The sequence below is a fragment of the Pontimicrobium sp. MEBiC01747 genome (genome assembly GCF_053601635.1).
The window spans coordinates 1-18,765 of sequence record NZ_JBSHNS010000573.1 but is presented as its reverse complement, the minus strand read 5'-3'; the positions used below and the strand labels follow the sequence as shown (position 1 = coordinate 18,765).

At 31.7% G+C, this 18,765-nt stretch carries 15 protein-coding genes; 4 read left to right on the top strand and 11 right to left on the bottom strand.

The annotated features are described in order from the left end of the window. Positions 1-101: 101 nt before the first annotated feature. The 7 genes from yidC to bshC all read right to left on the bottom strand — a co-directional run bounded on the left by yidC (position 102) and on the right by bshC (position 10,249). A complete protein-coding gene (gene yidC, locus ACVC2P_RS19185; RefSeq protein ID WP_452600059.1) occupies positions 102-2,006 on the bottom strand; it encodes a membrane protein insertase YidC in 1,905 nt (634 codons plus the stop codon). 120 nt (positions 2,007-2,126) lie between these two features. Further along, the gene (locus tag ACVC2P_RS19180) at positions 2,127-3,740 is read right to left on the bottom strand and encodes a CTP synthase (protein WP_452600058.1); all 1,614 of its coding nucleotides are present in this window, start codon (positions 3,738-3,740) and stop codon (positions 2,127-2,129) included. A gap of 85 nt (positions 3,741-3,825) precedes the next feature. Beyond that, positions 3,826-4,059: a DUF3820 family protein gene (locus ACVC2P_RS19175; RefSeq protein WP_452600057.1), complete on the bottom strand. Its 234-nt coding sequence runs from the start codon at positions 4,057-4,059 to the stop codon at positions 3,826-3,828. Between the two features lie 190 nt (positions 4,060-4,249). After that, complete coding sequence (locus ACVC2P_RS19170) at positions 4,250-4,783, bottom strand: DUF922 domain-containing protein (protein WP_452600056.1); 534 nt, start codon at positions 4,781-4,783, stop codon at positions 4,250-4,252. A 50-nt stretch (positions 4,784-4,833) separates the two neighbouring features. Continuing rightward, the gene (locus ACVC2P_RS19165) at positions 4,834-6,801 is read right to left on the bottom strand and encodes a PBP1 and LysM peptidoglycan-binding domain-containing protein (RefSeq protein WP_452600055.1); all 1,968 of its coding nucleotides are present in this window, start codon (positions 6,799-6,801) and stop codon (positions 4,834-4,836) included. 263 nt (positions 6,802-7,064) lie between these two features. Continuing rightward, a complete protein-coding gene (gene guaA, locus ACVC2P_RS19160; RefSeq protein ID WP_452600054.1) occupies positions 7,065-8,600 on the bottom strand; it encodes a glutamine-hydrolyzing GMP synthase in 1,536 nt (511 codons plus the stop codon). Positions 8,601-8,644: 44 nt separating this feature from the next. After that, on the bottom strand, positions 8,645-10,249 hold the full coding sequence (gene bshC, locus ACVC2P_RS19155) for a bacillithiol biosynthesis cysteine-adding enzyme BshC (RefSeq protein ID WP_452600053.1): 1,605 nt from the start codon (positions 10,247-10,249) through the stop codon (positions 8,645-8,647). 222 nt (positions 10,250-10,471) lie between these two features. On the opposite strand from bshC, the gene ACVC2P_RS19150 reads away from it, so the two are divergent. The 3 genes from ACVC2P_RS19150 to ACVC2P_RS19140 all read left to right on the top strand — a co-directional run bounded on the left by ACVC2P_RS19150 (position 10,472) and on the right by ACVC2P_RS19140 (position 12,983). Beyond that, a complete protein-coding gene (locus tag ACVC2P_RS19150; RefSeq protein ID WP_452600052.1) occupies positions 10,472-11,260 on the top strand; it encodes a dienelactone hydrolase family protein in 789 nt (262 codons plus the stop codon). Between the two features lie 155 nt (positions 11,261-11,415). Further along, entirely contained in the window at positions 11,416-12,684 is a 1,269-nt protein-coding gene (locus tag ACVC2P_RS19145; RefSeq protein ID WP_452600051.1) for a carboxypeptidase-like regulatory domain-containing protein, read from the top strand. Between the two features lie 14 nt (positions 12,685-12,698). Beyond that, positions 12,699-12,983, top strand: coding sequence for a hypothetical protein (locus ACVC2P_RS19140; protein ID WP_452600050.1), 285 nt, complete (start codon positions 12,699-12,701; stop codon positions 12,981-12,983). Positions 12,984-12,999: 16 nt separating this feature from the next. On the opposite strand, the gene ACVC2P_RS19135 is transcribed toward ACVC2P_RS19140, so the two are convergent. The 3 genes from ACVC2P_RS19135 to ACVC2P_RS19125 all read right to left on the bottom strand — a co-directional run bounded on the left by ACVC2P_RS19135 (position 13,000) and on the right by ACVC2P_RS19125 (position 16,987). After that, positions 13,000-13,920, bottom strand: a complete 921-nt coding sequence (locus tag ACVC2P_RS19135) for an AraC family transcriptional regulator (RefSeq protein WP_452600049.1) — start codon at positions 13,918-13,920, stop codon at positions 13,000-13,002. 80 nt (positions 13,921-14,000) lie between these two features. Continuing rightward, positions 14,001-15,305, bottom strand: coding sequence for a 30S ribosomal protein S12 methylthiotransferase RimO (gene rimO / locus ACVC2P_RS19130; RefSeq protein WP_452600048.1), 1,305 nt, complete (start codon positions 15,303-15,305; stop codon positions 14,001-14,003). A 92-nt stretch (positions 15,306-15,397) separates the two neighbouring features. Beyond that, positions 15,398-16,987, bottom strand: coding sequence for an amidase family protein (locus ACVC2P_RS19125; protein WP_452600047.1), 1,590 nt, complete (start codon positions 16,985-16,987; stop codon positions 15,398-15,400). Positions 16,988-17,174: 187 nt separating this feature from the next. Here ACVC2P_RS19125 and ACVC2P_RS19120 point away from each other — a divergent pair, with 187 nt between their 5' ends. Further along, positions 17,175-18,263 carry a serine hydrolase domain-containing protein gene (locus tag ACVC2P_RS19120; RefSeq protein ID WP_452600046.1) on the top strand — a complete coding sequence of 363 codons (1,089 nt, stop codon included), beginning with the start codon at positions 17,175-17,177 and terminating at the stop codon, positions 18,261-18,263. A 1-nt stretch (position 18,264) separates the two neighbouring features. Here ACVC2P_RS19120 and ACVC2P_RS19115 read toward each other — a convergent pair whose 3' ends face one another. Next, entirely contained in the window at positions 18,265-18,693 is a 429-nt protein-coding gene (locus ACVC2P_RS19115; protein WP_452600045.1) for an SRPBCC family protein, read from the bottom strand. Positions 18,694-18,765: the final 72 nt, after the last annotated feature.

Sequence of the window (18,765 nt, the reverse complement as noted above, 5' to 3'; positions counted from 1 at the left end):
TGAAATTGTTTTCTCTATAATTTCATATTACTGTTTATAGGAAACAAAAAAGCTGCCAAACTAAATATAGAACGACAGCTTTGTTTATAATTATTATGTTTTTATTTCTTTTTATTTTTCTGCTGTGCTTGTTTTTGTTGCTCAGCTTGCTCCATCATCTCCTTCATTTTTCTTTGAAATTTACTTTCCTTTTTAGGCTTTTTCTTATTTTCTTGTATTTGTGCTAAAATTTTATTTTCGTCTAATACATAGTTTTTAATTACTATTAAAATTCCTATACTAATTAAGTTAGATATAAAATAGTATAAACTTAATCCTGATGCATATTGATTAAAGAACACTAGCATCATTATTGGTGCAAAATAAATCATGTATTTCATCATTTTCTGCATGTCTGGCATTCCTTCTTGTTGTGGTTGAGACATTGCAGATTGCTGACCTGTTGTCATTTTCATATAGAAGAAAATAGCTATGGCTGCTAATATTGGAAATAAACTTACGTGATCTCCGTATAATGGAATATTAAATGGAAGCTCAGCAACAACATCATAAGATGATAAATCGTCTGCCCATAGGAAGCTTTTTTGGCGTAATGCAAATGCTGTAGGAAAGAACATGAATAACGCATAGAATACTGGCATTTGAATAAATGCTGGTAAACAACCACTTAATGGACTTGCTCCTGCTTTATTTTGCAGTGCCATTGTTTCTTGTTGTGCTTTCATTTTATTGTCTTTGTGCTTTTCGCGAATAGCATCTAACTCTGGTTTTAAGATTTTCATCTTCATTTGAGATAAATACTGCTTGTATTGTACAAAAGACATGGCCAATTTAATTAGTACTGTCATTACTATAATGGCTATACCGTATGGTAAAAATGAACTTAAAAAGCCAAATAATGGGATAAATAAGAATTTGTTAATCCATCCAAAAATTCCCCAACCAAATGGAATACTTTCTTCTAGGTTATGCTCATATTTATCTAATACTTTACTGTCTGTAGGGCCGTAAAATAGCTTAAGGTTTTCATTAAGTTCATTTCCACTTAATGCTAATGCTGTTTTGGCAGAGAATTGTTTTGTGTAAAGGGTATCTACTTCATCATCTTCTACTAAATCCTTAGATGTTAAAGCTACGCTTTTAAAGGGTTTATCTGCTACTAATATTGAACTAAAAAAGTGCTGCCTAAACGATAACCATTGTACATCTACTTCTGTTTCTTCATCGTCGCTAGCTTGAGATAGTTTGTCTATTTTATCGCCATCATGTTGGTAAGTTAAACGTGTGTAACGGTTTTCGTAACTAACACTTTGGTCATGACGAATGGTTTTTTGTGTCCAATCTAAATTAATGGCTTGAGACCCATTAATTATATTATTTAGCCCTTGAGATTTTATGGTAAAGTCTACCATATAATCATTAGGTTTAATTACATATCTGTATTCTAAAAATTTAGTTTCGGATACTTTTAGCTTCATTGAAACTATAGTATTCTCTCCATTTTTAGTTACATTAGGTTGAAAGGTTAAATCTTTTGTGTTTAAAATTCGGCTATCTGTAGTCCCGAAATTAATATTAAAAGAGGCATTTTTATCTTTTACTAAATGGATAGGTATAGAATCGAAATCTACAAATTGTGTTAATTTAACTTCAGATATATGCCCACCTTTTGGATTGAATTTTAATGCTAAAACACCATTATCTACTGTAACTTCGTTTGTGTTTGGTAATGCTTCTGAATAAGCAAATGCTCCATATTTATTTTGTAATGCGACTGTTTTTAACGAATCTGGTAAAGACTCAATTTGCTTGTCTATAGCTTCATTAACTCCTGTTGCAACTCCTTTTTCTTCTACTTTAGCGGCCTCTACTTGTTCTTGTTTTGCTTTTTCTTCTGCTGCAAGTTCTTCTGGAGTTGGTGTGCGTTGCCACATCATAAATAATAGTATTCCAAAAATAAGCACGAATCCTATTATAGTATTTAAATCTAATTTTTTTTCTTCCATTTGTTAATTGATGCCTTATTTTATTTAAGACATATGTTAGTTTTATATAAATACGTATTTGCTTACTGCTGAATCAAAAAGCAATCCGTTATTTTTTTTATGCCATACTGACACCTCTTATTATTTTTTTTTATGTTTTAATGCTGCTTTAACAAAAGCTACAAATAAAGGGTGTGGGTTAGCTACTGTACTTTTATATTCTGGATGGTATTGTACTCCTACAAACCATGGGTGACTAGGTATTTCAACTATTTCTACAAGTTTTGTGTCTGGGTTTAAACCTGTAGCAATCATTCCTGCATTTTCAATTTGTGTTTTGTATTCACTGTTAAACTCATAACGGTGTCTGTGACGCTCTTCTATAGTTTTATTTTTATATACATTGCTAACAATACTATTTTCAGATAAATCGCATGCCCATGCTCCTAAACGCATCGTTCCTCCTTTATCTGTAATTGTTTTTTGCTCTTCCATTAAATTAATAACTGGGTTTGCTGTAGATTCACTCATTTCTGTTGAGTTTGCGTCTTTTAAACCGAGTACATTACGAGAGAACTCTATAACCGCCATTTGCATTCCTAAGCATATTCCTAAAAATGGTATATTGTTTTCGCGAACATATTTTACGGCTTCTATTTTACCTTCTATTCCGCGTTCTCCAAAACCTGGTGCTACAAGTACTCCATCTAAATGAGATAATTTAAGTTTAATGTTATCTGCGTTTAAATATTCGGAATGAATTGATTCTATATTAACTTTAACTTCATTTTCTGCTCCTGCATGAATGAATGCTTCTAATATAGATTTATAGGAGTCTTGAAGTTCTACATATTTACCAATTAATCCAATAGTAACTTCTGTTTTAGGGTTTTTGTGCCTTTTTACAAATTCGTTCCAACGGTCTAAAGTTGGTGTTTCGCTTTTTAAAGCTAGTTTTTTTAATACTATTTTATCTAAGCCTTCGTCTAGCATTAAATTAGGAACATCGTAAATTGTAGATGCGTCTATAGATTGTATTACAGAGTCTGGTGTTACGTTACAAAATCGTGCTAATTTTTCGCGTACGTCTTCTGGTAACTCGTGCTCTGTTCTACATACTAAAATATCTGCTTGTACCCCACTTTCCATTAGTGTTTTTACACTGTGTTGTGTTGGTTTTGTTTTTAGTTCTCCTGCGGCAGATAAATATGGTACTAGTGTTAAATGGATTACTAAGGCGTTATTGGTACCTAACTCCCATTTTAATTGCCTTACAGCTTCTACATAAGGTAATGATTCTATGTCTCCTACGGTTCCTCCTATTTCTGTAATAACAATATCATAGTCTCCAGATTTTCCTAATATTTGAATTCTATGTTTTATTTCGTCTGTTATATGTGGGATAACTTGTACTGTTTTCCCTAAAAACTCTCCACGACGTTCTTTTTCTATTACGCTTTGGTATATACGTCCTGTAGTTACATTATTGGCTTGACTTGTTGGTACGTTTAAAAAACGCTCGTAGTGCCCTAAGTCTAAATCGGTTTCTGCGCCATCGTCTGTAACATAACATTCTCCATGTTCGTATGGGTTTAATGTTCCTGGGTCTACATTTATGTAGGGGTCTAATTTTTGTATTGTAGTTCTATAACCTTGAGCTTGCAATAGTTTTGCTAATGAAGCTGCGATTATACCTTTTCCTAATGAAGATGTAACTCCTCCGGTTACGAATATGTATTTTGTTGTAGTTGCCATTGTGCGTTGTTAAACGCGAGCAAATTTACAATTTTAAGTTGGAATGTTTACGGAATTTTAGGATTTATTTATTGTGGTTTATTGCTTAAACTTTAGGAAAGTTACGTTGTATATTTCTTACCAATTCTTCTAGACCGTTTAGCTTTAACGTGTAGACTGTTTCTAGCATTTCGCCTAGTTTTCCTTTAGGAAATCCTTTGCCGTGATACCAGACAACATAATGTTCGGGCAAATCTATTAAATAACGGTCTTTATATTTTCCGTACGGCATTTTGGTGTGTGCTAACTTTATTAAAAAGTCTTTGTCTGGTTGGAGCATTTTTATAAATTATGATTTACCCGTTGTACATTTTGATAAAATTCGTCAATTCGAGTAACCCAGATAACTATCGGGATTATATCGAGAATAAGAATTTTACTTAAAAAATGTTCTCGATACAATTTTTCGTTCCTCAAAATCACTCAAACTGACAGTAAGTTGCGATTTTCAATTCAAAATGAACAACAGCTTATGATTTGTATTTATGTAGTCGTTTTAATTCTTTTGCAACATATTTTTGCCAAAGGGCTTGTCCTTCTTTGTTTATAGAGTAATTACTTTCATTATCGTATTTATTTTGCATTTTCTCTAAAGCTAAATCGATCTCTTTATGGCATTTTTGTAATTGTTCTGCTATGTTATTTGATGGTTTTAATACGGCTACTTTTTCTTTAAATAATCTGGCATGGAGTTCTGTTATATCAAAATGTAATTGCTCGTGAGATAATACGTGATTGTCTACTTCTCCTTTTTTACACCATGAATGTTCTGGATAAAAGTCTGCTTTTATTCTTGTTTTAAAACCTAAAACTTTGCTTTTTGTTTTTTTTATAGAGTAGCTAAATGTAATTCCTGAGGCAGTTACTGCTACTGCATCTGAATTAAGGTTGGGTTTTCCTTTAAAATCTTTCCATGTTAATTTTACTTTTTCGTCCCAAGATACTCCTGTTTTATCACCTTGAAAAAAAAGAAGGCCAAAGCATAGTATAAGTAATTTGTACATTTATTTAATTTTTAAAACATCAAACTCCTATAACGCTAACTGTTAACAGTTTATTGCTTTACTTCTACAATCATTAGATCTTTATATTGTACTAAATACACTGTATCGTTATAATACCCTCCAAATAGTTTCTTTTTGTAGCCAAATTTATTTTCTACATAGGCTGTTAAGGGTGAGTCTTCTACAGATTGTGGTAAGTTTTCTGAAGTTACTAGTCGTAATACAACATCCATGGTTAGATCGAAACCTCTTACAGCATATGCGTTTGGGGTTTCTTTGTATTTTGATTTATATTGTTTTACAAAGCTGTTATTATCTTCTTCGCTTATCATTTTTGAAACTGAAGGAAAGGTAAAGCTAAGGTTAGATAAATGATCGTTTGATACGTCTTCGTCATCGAAGGCTTTACTTTTATCTGTTGTTGCTAATGTTATTTTAAGATCGTCGGTTATTAACGAATTTAATATACTAGATACGTTAGAGACATAACCATCGTCCTTAGTTTCTAAAAACACAATATTTTTACCTGATTTTAATACACTTACTAGGTCTTGCTCGAATACATAATAGGCGTCTTCTTTAGTTTTTCTGTCTGTTCTTGATGTTACTAAAGTTGCGTTTTTAAACTGGTTTTTAAGTTTTGTACTTGCTAATTTATTTTTTATGTCTGTTACGACTACTATGTTTGCTGTAGAATCTGCTTTAAAGTGCGCTATGATTTTATTTTTTAATGCATCGTCTGATGGGCGTGATTGAAATACGTTTGCTCCTAAGTTTACTTTTTTTATTATTGGAGAGACTGCTATTACATTTTCACTTTTTAAGGCTGATGCTACTGTATTAAAATTATCTGCCATTAATGGCCCTATTACTGCGTTTGTATTACTAAAGTCATTGTTTCTTAATATTGTGTTTAACTCACTTTTTAAGTTTTTAGTGTCGTAAACATCTACTTCTAGGTTAACGCCTAATTTTTGTAACGAATCTAACGCTATTAAGGCTCCTGAATAAAAGTCTAATGATATTTTAGTGGATAAGTCTTTTTTTATGAATGCTTTTGTATTGGCTACAGAGTCTACATTTACTTTATTTAACTTAAAAGGTAACATTATAGCTATTCGCTTTTGTTCTGTGTCTATGATTTTACCTGATAATTGATCGAAACTTTTTATTGTTCCTTCTACTTGTTCTGTTATAGTATCTGCTATTGTGACTGGTACATTAGCGTTTGTTGGTAATTGACTATTGTATGGTATTTTTAATATCATACCTTCTTTTAATCCTGATTCTGCAAGTGCAGGGTTTAGTTTTTCTAGTGTGCTTTTATTTGCTCCTGTTTTTACTTTTATTCTGTAAAATCCTTCTTTTGGTAGTACGGTATAATAGCTATAGGTTTCGTCTACTTGCTTTATTACGTCTTTATTTAAATTTGGTACTTTTATTGTTTGTCCTGGTTGTAATACTGCGCCCATTTCTGGGTTTAATGCTTCTAACTCTGCTACTGTTATTCCAAATTTATAGGCAATACGCCATTTTCCTTCTTTGGGTTGTACGGTATATTGTTTTGTTGCCTCTGTTACTTCTTCTACTTTGGTTATTGTTTTGTATACAGGTATTTGCAAACGGTCTCCTTTTCTTAAATTATTTGCGTACAGGAAGGTGTTGTGCTTTTTTATTTCGTCTTGTGTTACATTATATTTTTGCGATAAGCTGTATAATGTTTCTTTACGTCTTACTTTGTGTTTGGTATACCCTGTTAGTTCTTTTGTTACTGTAACTTTTGATGCCTTAGCTTCTTCTTTTTTAGGTTCTGGAAGTATTAAAACTGAGTTTGGTTTTAGTTTTCTTCTAGAGTCTGGATTTAACTTATATATTGTACTTGTAGGTATATTATAAGCTTTGGCTATAGATTCTACTGTTTCTCCTTTTTTTACTTTATGGGTTTTATAGTTTTGTGCTTGGGTAGACACGCAGCTAAAGCTAAGTACTAATACTAATATGTAAATTATTTTCTTCATATACTTTTATACGTTCAAAAGTTATATTTAGGATTATAGGTTGTTATTATTGTAGGTTTTCTATTTTCCTAAAATGGTATTGGATATGTTAAAAACAAAAGCCATACCATTTTAACGAAATGTACGGTTTTTATTTTAAACCTCAATCTTAGCTGGTATTCCCGCATTAGGGATTGAGTGGTTTGTTTGAGCTCCTCGCAGAGAGCGAGCCATGAAAGCCCGACCCTCTGGGTAATGCCCAAATTATTATTTTTAGTGGTTATTTATTCCCACTCTATTGTTGCTGGTGGTTTAGAACTTATGTCGTAAACTACTCTGTTAACTCCTTTTACTTTATTTATAATGTCGTTAGAGGTTTTTTGTAAAAATTCGTATGGTAGGTTTACCCAATCGGCTGTCATCCCATCTGTACTTTCTACTGCTCTTAAAGCGACACATTTTTCGTAGGTTCTTTCATCTCCCATTACTCCTACACTATTAACTGGTAGTAAAATTGCGCCTGCTTGCCATACTTTATCGTATAGTCCTGCGTCTTTTAATCCGTTTATAAACACAGCATCTACTTCTTGCAAAATACGAACTTTTTCTGAGGTTATGTCTCCAAGGATTCTAATTGCTAATCCTGGTCCTGGAAATGGGTGGCGTCCTAATAATTGTTTTTCCATTCCCATAGAGGCTCCTACGCGTCTTACCTCATCTTTAAATAGTGCTTTTAATGGTTCTACTATTTTAAGTTTCATGAAGTCTGGTAACCCTCCAACGTTATGATGACTTTTTATGGTTGCACTTGGTCCTCCTGTTGCCGATACACTTTCTATTACGTCTGGATAAATAGTTCCTTGTGCTAACCATTTTACGTCTTCTATTTGGTTTGCTTCGTCATCGAATACTTCTATGAATACACGCCCTATTGCTTTTCGTTTTAATTCTGGGTCGCTTAGCCCTGCTAAAGCATCTAAAAATCGCTTTGAGGCATCTACGCCTTTTACATTAAGCCCCATCCCTTTATATTGTTCTAATACTTGGGAGAATTCGTCTTTACGTAACAATCCATTATTTACAAAAATACAGTATAGGTTTTTGCCTATTGCTTTATGTAATAGCATTGCTGCTACACTAGAATCGACTCCTCCAGAGAGGCCTAATACTACTTTATCGTCTCCTAATTGTTCTTTTAATCCTTCTACTGTTTCCTCAACAAAGCTGTCTGGTGTCCAGTCTGGGTTTACGTTTGCTATGTCTACTAAAAAGTTTTCTAAGAGTTGTTTTCCATCTGTAGAGTGGTAAACTTCTGGATGAAATTGTATAGCATACGTTGTTTCTCCTTCTATTTTGAAGGCTGCATTTTTTACATCGTGTGTGCTTGCTAATAATTCTCCGTTTGTTGGTAGTGATTTTATGGTGTCGCTATGACTCATCCATACTTGACTTCCTTTTGTTATTCCTTTAAAAAAGGCTTCTCCTTCTTTTACATAACTAAGGTTTGCTCTACCGTATTCTCTGGTGTTAGATTCGGCTACTTCTCCTCCAGAAAAATGTGCTAAATATTGTGCGCCATAACAAACGGCTAACATTGGTTTTTCGCCACGAATGCCATTTAGGTCTGGATGGAAAGCGTCTTCTGAACGTACAGACATTGGACTCCCTGAAAGAATAACCGCCTTATATTCTGATAGTTCTGTTGGAATTTTGTTAAATGGGTGTATCTCGGAATAGATGTTAAGTTCTCTAACTCTGCGCGCAATTAGTTGTGTGTATTGCGATCCGAAATCTAAAATTAAAATCTTGTCGTGTTGCATACGCAAAAGTAATAATTACGTATCACGAATTGCAAACTTTTTTACTAAAATGTTAACACTAAAAATTCTCCTTTTAATGGGTCTAGATTTTCTATTAGTTTTGGTATTAATTCTTCTCCGTATTCTAAATATAATTGAGAAAAATTTGTGTTACGTTCTTGTAAACTTTGATTTGGAAATAATTGATTTTGCAAATCGGTTATTCTTGTTACATGGTCTTTTAGCTTTCGCTTTTGCGCCAACAATAATCTTTTTTCTAAATGTTTTATTCCTTTTAACTGTTTTTTTTCTTGTGCTGCTACTGCTCCTATAAACGATTTATCTGTTTGCTCTGCGAGTTTATATAACGCTGCAAATTGTTGTTTTAAATGCGTTTCTTGTTTTGAAAAATCTATATCTATGTTAGATATTTCTCTTACTTTTTTATTTATAAACGCGTTTCGTTTTAAAAACAAATCTTGGTTAGAGATATTAAGTTTCTCTAGTTTTTGTGCTTGTTGTTTTGTTTTTATTAATACCGAATTACGTAATAATAATATAGGAAATACTACATTATTGTTTTTAAAATTATCTTGTAACTGAAACCAATAGGCTAGTTCTCCGCCACCGCCTATATAACACAAGTTTGGCAGTATAACTTCTTGATATAATGGTCGTAGTATTACGTTTGGAGAAAAGCGTTCTGGAAATGCTTCTATTTCTTTTATTATAGCTTCTTTATCCCAGGTTATTTCTGTATTTAAAACCTTATAGTTATTGTCTTCAAAAACGATTCGTTCTCTTAAGTTTTTAGTTATATAAAATAGGTTTATTTTTCTAGGGTTTACTTGAATAGGATACTCTTTATTTGCTATTGCTTCTATTTGAGTATTTGTTTTTAATACGTGTTTAACTCCACTTTGCTCTATTAGTTCTTCCTTAATATAGGGTATAAATTCTTGTTTTAATGCTTTAGTATTTGCATCTACTATTACTAAACCGTACTCTGCAAATAATTCGTTTGCGAGATATAGTGTCGCTTTGGCTAAATTGTCGTGTTTTAGGTAAGCGTTTTTAAATAGTTCTCTTAATTTATCTGCATTACGACCTAATCCTAATTCTTTAGAGAACAGGTTAAAAACGGCTTCTAATCCTTCTGTTTCTAATTCGCCTACTGCTCCACTTGCTTCTTTATTCCATCTTACTTTTTTTCCTTTAAAATTAAAGTAATTAATTTCTTCGAAGTCATGGTCTTCTGTTGCCATCCAATATATTGGCACAAAATGATGTTCTGGATAGGTTTTGTTTAATGTCTTTGCTAAATTTATTGTAGACACTATTTTATGTAAAAAATATAAGGGCCCTGTAAATAAATTTAATTGATGGCCTGTTGTTACTGTAAATGTATTGGTTTGTTTTAATGCTTCAATATTTGCTTTTGTAGCGCTGGAAAGGTTTACCGTTTTATATTGTTCTAATAAATTATTTACTAAAACTGTTCTTGTTTTTTTAGAAAACGTATTTCCTTTTTCTTCTATTTGTGCTTTAAAAGCTTCTAGTTTTGGAAATCTATTATAAAACGGTTTTAAACTATCACTTTCTGCTAAATAGTCGCATATTAATTCGGAAAAGTATCCAGTATTTTTAAAAGCAATACAGTCTGATGGCATATAATTAGGTCTTTAAATTGTAAAGATACGGTCTTTTTAAATGCTTAATTTTTAAAACGAATCTTTTTAATAATCCTTTAACAAAGTCGTAAATACTATTTTTTTGTTACATTTAAAGAAAAAAATTACCAAAAAAGTTATTCTAGTTTAACTACTTGCTATGGTTAGCTAGTGTATTTTACTATTCTAAAAAAAGGGCTTTAATTAAAAACTATGAAAATTATGAAATCAATCAAACTAACTTTTATTTACTTTTTTACTGCGACATTACTTTTTAATTGTAGTGGTAGTGATGACACACCTCCTCCTACAGGCAGAATTTATGCTAATTTACAAACGGATTTTAGTGCCATTAATTTTGAAACTGGCATTACTGATGCTTCTTTAGTTGGTGTTAATAACGAATTTTGGGAGTTTAGAGTTATTATGCCTGATGTAGACTTTACTAACAATAATAGGCCTTTAATTATTACATTGCATGGTTTTGCTGGTAATGATCCTAATGCTCATAAAAATACTGCTTGTTATGCAGAGCCGGGTTTTGAGGCTTTAGACGCTATAATTATAAGCCCTAACAATAGAGGTTTACAATGGTTTGAGCCTTATAATCAATCTCAAGTTAACGCACTTGTTGATTTGGCTAGCGATTACTTGCCTGTAGATACTGGTAAAATTGTAATTAGCGGTTATAGCGATGGTGGTAATGGTGCCTGGTGGTATAGCGAAACACAACCTAATGTGTTTTCTGCTGGAATACCTATGGCTAGTGCTTATGGGTCGTACAATTCTGATGGTAGTGCGAGAGTTATACAAACGCCAACTTATGTTATTCATGGAGAAAATGATGAATTATTTCCGTTACAGAATACACAAGATTGGGTAGATGCTACTGTACTTTCTGGTAGTGATTCTACATTGGTTGTTGCTACTGGTTTAACACATACAGAACCTTGTGAATATGTTTCGTATTTACAAGATGCTGCTTCTTGGTTAGTAAGCGACGTATGGTAAATTTTACCATAGCTTAAATTAAAAATAAAAACACTTACATAATTATTGGTGATTTATTTAACATAAATAATTACAAAAAACAGCTTGTTTTTGCGTACTTTGAAATGTAATACCTTTTTAAACGACTGGTATAAAAATTACCAATAATTATTGTTATGAGTTCTTTATATAGCTTTACCTACCTTAAAAGACAATTTTTAATTCTTATTAGTTTCTTTTTTCTAATAGGACATTTTGTATTTGCCCAAAATGTTAAAGAATACAAAGGTCGTGTTCTAGATAGCAATACAAATGATCCTTTAGCTTTAGCCGATTTAATTATTAAAGACACTAATATTAGTACTATTACTAATGCAGAAGGCGAGTTTCTTTTAAAAGTACCTAATAATTTACTGTATAAAACTGTAACTGTATCGTATTTAGGTTATAAACAGAAAGAAATCCCACTGTCTGCTTTTAAAACTAAAAACACAAGAATAAAACTTGAGGAAGCTGCCACTGTTTTAGCTCAAATAGATTTAAACACGCCACAAAATGCAGAAAGCCTAGTAAGGAAAACTTTAAAGCTAAAAAATAAAAATTATTTTAACAGTAGCATTACAATGACTGGTTTTTATAGAGAAACTATAAAAAAGAGAAATAAAAATGCATCTTTATCTGAAGCAGTTTTAGAAATCTATAAGACGCCTTACAATTCTAATAAAAACGATGGGATACGACTTATAAAATCTAGAAAAAACACCAATTATTCTAGGCTAGATACTATAGCTTTAAAATTACAAGGTGGGCCTTTTAGTGCTTTGCATACTGATATTATGAAATATCCAGAGTTTATATTTACTGCAGATAATTTATCTCTTTATAATTTTACTTTTAATAGGTCTACACAAATAAATGACAAACTGGTTTATGTTGTTTCTTTTAAACAAAAAGAAACTATTAATGATGCTTTATATTATGGTAAGTTATTTATTGATGCCGATTCTTATGCTTTAACGAGCGCTACCTATAACTTAAATGTAGAAAACAGAGCTGCAGCTACAGAACTTTTTGTTAAGAAAAAACCCAGAAAAGTTACAGTTTACCCTACAGAAGCTAGTTACAGAGTTAATTACAGGGTTAAAGATGGTAAATGGTATTATGGTTATAGTAACATTTTACTAACTTTTAAAGTAAATTGGAAGAACAGGTTGTTTAATAACCGTTATACTTTACAGAGTGAGATGGCTATTACCGATTGGAAACCTAACACTACTGGGCAAATGCCAAAATTAAAAGATCGTATTAAATCTAGCACTATTTTAATTGATGAAGTTTCTGGTTTTGGCGACCCTGATTTTTGGGGTAAATACAATATAATAGAACCCGAAAAATCTATTGAATCTGCTATAAAAAAGATTAGTAAACAATTGAAAAAATCATAATAATAAATTATTCTATGAATAGAGTACTATTCCTTTCCATTACTATCTGTTTAATATCTATAATTGGCTACTCACAAAATCGTTTACAAAATTTTTCACTATCTAAACCTGTAAATAACGCTTTACATTCGTTTTCTATTACAAAGAGTAAAGCTCCTTCATTTTTAAAACAGCTACAAGGGGTAAGTAAAACAGCTAGTAAAATGCCTATAATAAAACCTAAAGGTTACTTTAGTATTCCTAATTTCTTTAATGAAAGTAAAACAAAAAAACATCTTCTAATTTATACTCCTGATTAGTTTAATGTAAAGAACTTTATTTTATTGGGATATAGAAATCTACTATAAATTTCCTTTCTGGATGTTCTCTATAATCGTTATGATATATTTCAAATGGGTTTTTATCTGCCTTCGCATAGCCTTTATCATTCATCCAAATAAATAAAGAACTCCATGAGGTTTCGAATTCGTTAGGTAGTATTTCGAAACGCCCTACTATATATTTTCCCTTAGCTATTTCTGTTTTTGTTATTTCTCCTTTTGCAGTAAAAGGCTCTTTTGTTAACAAAGAAATACTCATTCTCACTTTATCTGGTGCAGTGACTTTAAAACTGTCATGAAATACCCTTGCTAATTTAGTATTAGGGTTAGCCATTAAGCCGTTAGATGTTCCCCAACGTATTAATTTATCGAATATATGTTCTAATCCCTCTACACCTATGTGGGTTATGCTCGCACAAGTTAAGGTTTCAATAGTTTTAATTTCAATAGTTGCATTCATAATTATCCAATTTAAATGATTGTTAATGTTGCAAATGTATTCCTCGAAAATAAAGTTTCCTTGACTTTTCTTGCGGTTTGTTTGATTAATCTTGCTATATCTACTTGGGCTTAGTCTTTTAAATTCTGTAGGGCTAACATTATAATACTTTTTAAATGTTCTAGTAAATACAGCATGGCTATTAAAACCGTAACGTTCTGCTAGTTCGGCTACTGTTATGTCCTTTTTGGTTATTAATTGTATTGCTGCTTTCTCTACACGTTGTCGTATTATATAATCGTTGAGCGTTTCGCCTATTATTGCCTTAAAAATGCGGTGAAAGTGGTATGGGGAATAATATGAAACTTCTGCAATTGTATTTAAGGTTAGTTTTGTATCTAGATGAGCATCTATGTACTTTAAAGCTAAATTAATACGTTTTATATAGTCTTTATTAAATTCTACTTTAGAAATCATAAATTAAACTATTTTAAATCCTATTAATTAATATATAAAACTGGCTTTAATTTAATAGCTACTCTTATCTTATATCATTGTTATTTAACTACTTCTGCATACAAATCGAAATCTGCCGCATCTGTTATTTTTACATTGGCAAATTCTCCTGTTTTTAAATATGTTTTAGATGCCTCTATTAAAACTTCGTTGTCTACATCTGGTGAGTCGGATTCTGTTCTTCCTATAAAATACTCTCCTTCCTTTCTGTCTATTACTACTTTAAATTCTTGTCCTATTTTTTCTTGATTTAATTCCCAAGATATTTGAGACTGAATTTCCATAATTTCATTAGCGCGTTCTTGCTTAACTTCTTGCGGCACATTGTCTTCTAAATTAAACGCATGTGTATTTTCTTCATGCGAATAGGTAAAACATCCTAAACGTTCAAAACGCATTTCCTTTACCCACTCTTTAAGGGTTTGGTAGTCTTCTTCTGTTTCTCCTGGGTATCCTACAATAAGTGTTGTACGAATTGTAATATCTGGTACAGCTGCTCTAAAGGCTTTTAAAAGTTTTGTCGTTTTTTCTTTTGTAGTACCACGACGCATACTTTTTAATATAGAGTCGCTAATATGTTGTAATGGTATATCTAAATAGTTACAGATTTTTGGTTCGCGATTCATAAGGTCTAAAACATCCATTGGAAACCCTGTAGGGAATGCATAATGTAAACGAATCCACTCTATTCCTTCAACTTTTACTAAATTCTCTAATAATTCTGCTAAGTTTCTTTTTTTATATAAATCTAGTCCGTAATATGTTAAGTCCTGTGCTATTAGTATAAGTTCTTTTACTCCGTTTGCTGCTAGTTTTTCGGCTTCGGTAACTAAATCTTCTATTGGTGTACTTTTATGTTTTCCTCTCATTAAAGGAATAGCACAAAAACTACAAGGTCTGTCGCAGCCTTCAGCAATTTTTAAATAGGCATAATTTTTAGGTGTTGTTGTTAAACGTTCTCCTATTAATTCATGTTTATAATCTGCTCCTAAGGCTTTTAATAAGCCTGGCAATTCTGTAGTTCCAAAATATTGATCTACATTAGGTATTTCCTTTTGTAAGTCTGGTTTATATCGTTCACTTAAACAACCTGTAACGAATACTTTATCTACTTCGCCCTCTTCTTTTTTATGCATGTATTCCAAGATCGTGTTTACACTTTCTTCTTTTGCATTATTAATAAATCCGCAGGTATTAATCACAACAATGTTTCCTTCTTCTTCATGTACAACTTCTTTACCACTAGCTTTTAGTTGTCCCATTAACACTTCGCTATCGTAAACATTTTTACTACAGCCTAATGTTATTACATTGATTTTGTTCTTTTTAAGTGACTTTGTACGCATATCTTAATTTTGGACTGCAAAGATACACAATGATTTATGATTTACGATATTCGATTTTCGATTTCTCACTTGAAGGGTTAACTTAAAAACATCTAATTATAGTTTGTAGGTGGTATTCGTTTTTTTGAAGCTTGCTCATAGTTTAAGCCCCAGCTTAGTAATTGTTTTTCGGCTAATGGTTTTGTTATAATGGTTAAGCCTTTAGGTTCTCCTGTTTTAGTGTAACCCATTGGTATTGTAATGGCTGGATACTCTGCTACTGCTGCATAAGCGGCATGATAATTATTAATAGATAGTACACCATTTAATTTATGCTCTAGCATTGGCGCATCAAAAAACCGCTTGCCATTTGTTTTTAGTATCTCTTTTATATTTTTAAACTTTTCTTCTGTACTTTTATCTGCAACAATGCCTCTAAATAAGGCTTGACCATAAGGCATAATATTTATGGAATCATTACTATTAAATGTTATAACATCTTGTACTGTTTTTACTGGCACCGATGGGTTACCATAGTTAGCTATGTAGCTTGGTAAGTCTTTTTTCATATCTAAATTTAGTAATCTTAAAAAGTCTGGAAGGTTTACGTCTTCGGCTTCTAGCTCTATTATAGTGGCTCCTTGTTTTTTTAGAGTGCTAATTGCATTGGTATATAATGTGTCTGTCATTAACGATTTGAATGCTCCAAATCGTTTGCTATTTAAACTTTCTATTCCGTTTAAATTATTATAATAATAACTGTTTCCCCATTTTGTGTTTATTCCTTTAAAATCTTTAGCATCGTACCCAAATAACGCATCTAATACAATCGCATTATCTGTAACATTTTTAGTCATTGGCCCTGCTGTATCTAAGGTTTCTGAAATTGGAATAATTCCACTTCTACTTACTAAACCTATGGTTGGTTTTAGCCCTACAACAGAGTTTTGACTTGCTGGAGATAATATTGAGCCTGCTGTTTCACTTCCTACTGCAGCTACACAAAAGTTTGCTGCTACTGCCACGCCACTACCAGAACTAGATCCTCCTGTATCTATTGTGCGACGTCCATAAGGGTTTAATGTTTGCCCTCCAATGGCACTGTAACCACTTGGGCATTCTCCACAAAAGAAATAGGCCCATTCACTTAAATTTGCCTTTCCTAAAATTAAGGCGCCTTTTGCTTTTAATTGTTTTACAATAAAAGCGTCTTTAGTTGTATTGCCTTGTAAAGCAACAGCTCCTGCTGTGGTTGGCATATTTTCTGCATTAATATTGTCTTTTAAAAGTATTGGCATACCGTAGACTGGGTGTCTATGTTCTTCTTTTTTTAATGCTTTATCATAATCTATAGCTTGTTGTATTACATTAGGGTTTAAAGCTATAACTGCATTTAAGGATAAGTCATTTTCTCTATCAAATAGTTTTATACGGTATAGATAGAACTTTACCAACATCTCGTAACTTAAACGCCCTTCTTTTATATGTTTCTGTAATGTTAGAATGTCTTGTTCTAATATTAACGGTTTAAGGGTGTTGTATTGCGTTTCTGAAAAATCGCGCATTTGAGACTCTAGAGTATTCCAAATTTGTCTTTTACTTATAAATTTAGAGTCCAAGACTTTAAATTCGGTAATGTCTTTTGCAGAAATAGCTTTTAAATCTGAAGTTTCTTCAGCTATTTCTGTTTCTTGTTTTTTCACTTCTTGTTTGCAGGAAAAAAGTATGCAAAAAATTATAAGTGCAACGTATGCTTTCATTGTTTTTATTTTCTCTAAAAATACGAAACTAATTATTTTAAATTCTTGACATTATTAATTAAAAAATTTGTCGTCTCATTAAACTTTTATTCTATGATGGAGTCTTATTTTTAAAATATACTCTATGAAGATGAATAACTTACTTTTAATTGGTCTGGTTTTTATTTGCTCTCTAAATTGTAGCTCGGAAGTTATAAACGAATCTATTATAAGTAATACTGATGACGCATCTTTATATTTTCCGCCTACAGATTCTAATGATTGGAAAACAGTTTCTATTGGTAGTTTAGGTTGGGAGGCATCTCATGTTGAAATGCTTTTAGATTTTATAGAAGAAAAAAACACCAAAGCTTTTATTATTTTAAAGAATGGTAAAATCGCGTTGGAATGGTATGGTAATGGTGCAACCGAAAATTCTAATTTACCTTGGAACTCAGCGGGGAAAACACTGTCTGCATTTACCATGGGGATTGCTCAACAGCAAGGGTTTATAAATATTAATACTGCATCATTTAATTATTTAGAAGACAATTGGTCTAGCTTGACTAATAGTCAAGCTCAAAACATTACTGTTAAACAGCATTTAACTATGACTACTGGTCTGGATTACACGGTTTCTAACTTAAATTGTTATGATAGCGATTGTTTATTTTTTTTAAATGAACCTGGTACTTCTTGGTACTATCATAATGCGCCTTACACATTAACCCAAAGTATTATTGAAAATGCTACTGGAACAAATTTCAGTTCATATTTTAATACACAATTAAAAGATAAAATTGGCATGCAGGGTGCTTGGATTTCTATAGGTTATAATAATGTTTTCTTTAGCAATGCAAGGAGTATGGCTCGCTTTGGGCTTTTAAATTTAAATAGAGGTGCTTGGAGTACTACTCCTATTTTAAGTAATTTAAATTTCTTTACAGAAATGACGTCTTCCTCTCAGAATTTAAATAAGGCATATGGTTACTTATGGTGGCTTAATGGTAAAGAGAATTATAGAGTACCAAGTAGTACGTTAGAATTTTCTGGGAAATTAATACCAAATGCTCCTGATGATTTATTTGCTGGTTTAGGAAAAAATGACCAAAAACTTTATGTTATACCTAGTAAAAACCTTGTTATTATTAGAATGGGCGATAATACTGGCGCAGCGTTATTAGGGCCAAGTAGTTTTGATAATGCGCTTTGGGAGTACATAAATTTGGTTATAAATTAATTTAATTACGGTTTTCAAATGGAACTACTGTTCCTTTCTCTAAATAGTTTTTTAATCCGTTTAATAGCATAGCCCAACAAAACGAACTGTGCCTGTAATGGTCATTATTTTTTGACCAATTTTTGTGGGCAAAGTCTAGTTGTGTTCCATTCTCTACTGTTTTTAAATGAAAACCAAATGTAGTATTATCCCAATCGGGGTCTGATTTTGTCATTGTTATACAAAATACTTCATTATATTTTACTTCTGTTACTTTGCCGTACCAATCGTATAGGTCTGTAAAGTGTAAATTATATTCTGTATTTAATGTTGGTTCTCCAGATGCTTTTAGTGTCCACCAATTGTTTAAATGTTTGGGTTCTGTTATAGCTTTAAAAACTTGTTCTTTGGTAGATTTTATAACTAAATTATGGTAAATATTATGTGACATAGTTTATAAAATTACTAAATATTGTTCAGATTAATTTTATATGCTTTGTAAGTTTTTTAGATTAATGATTAC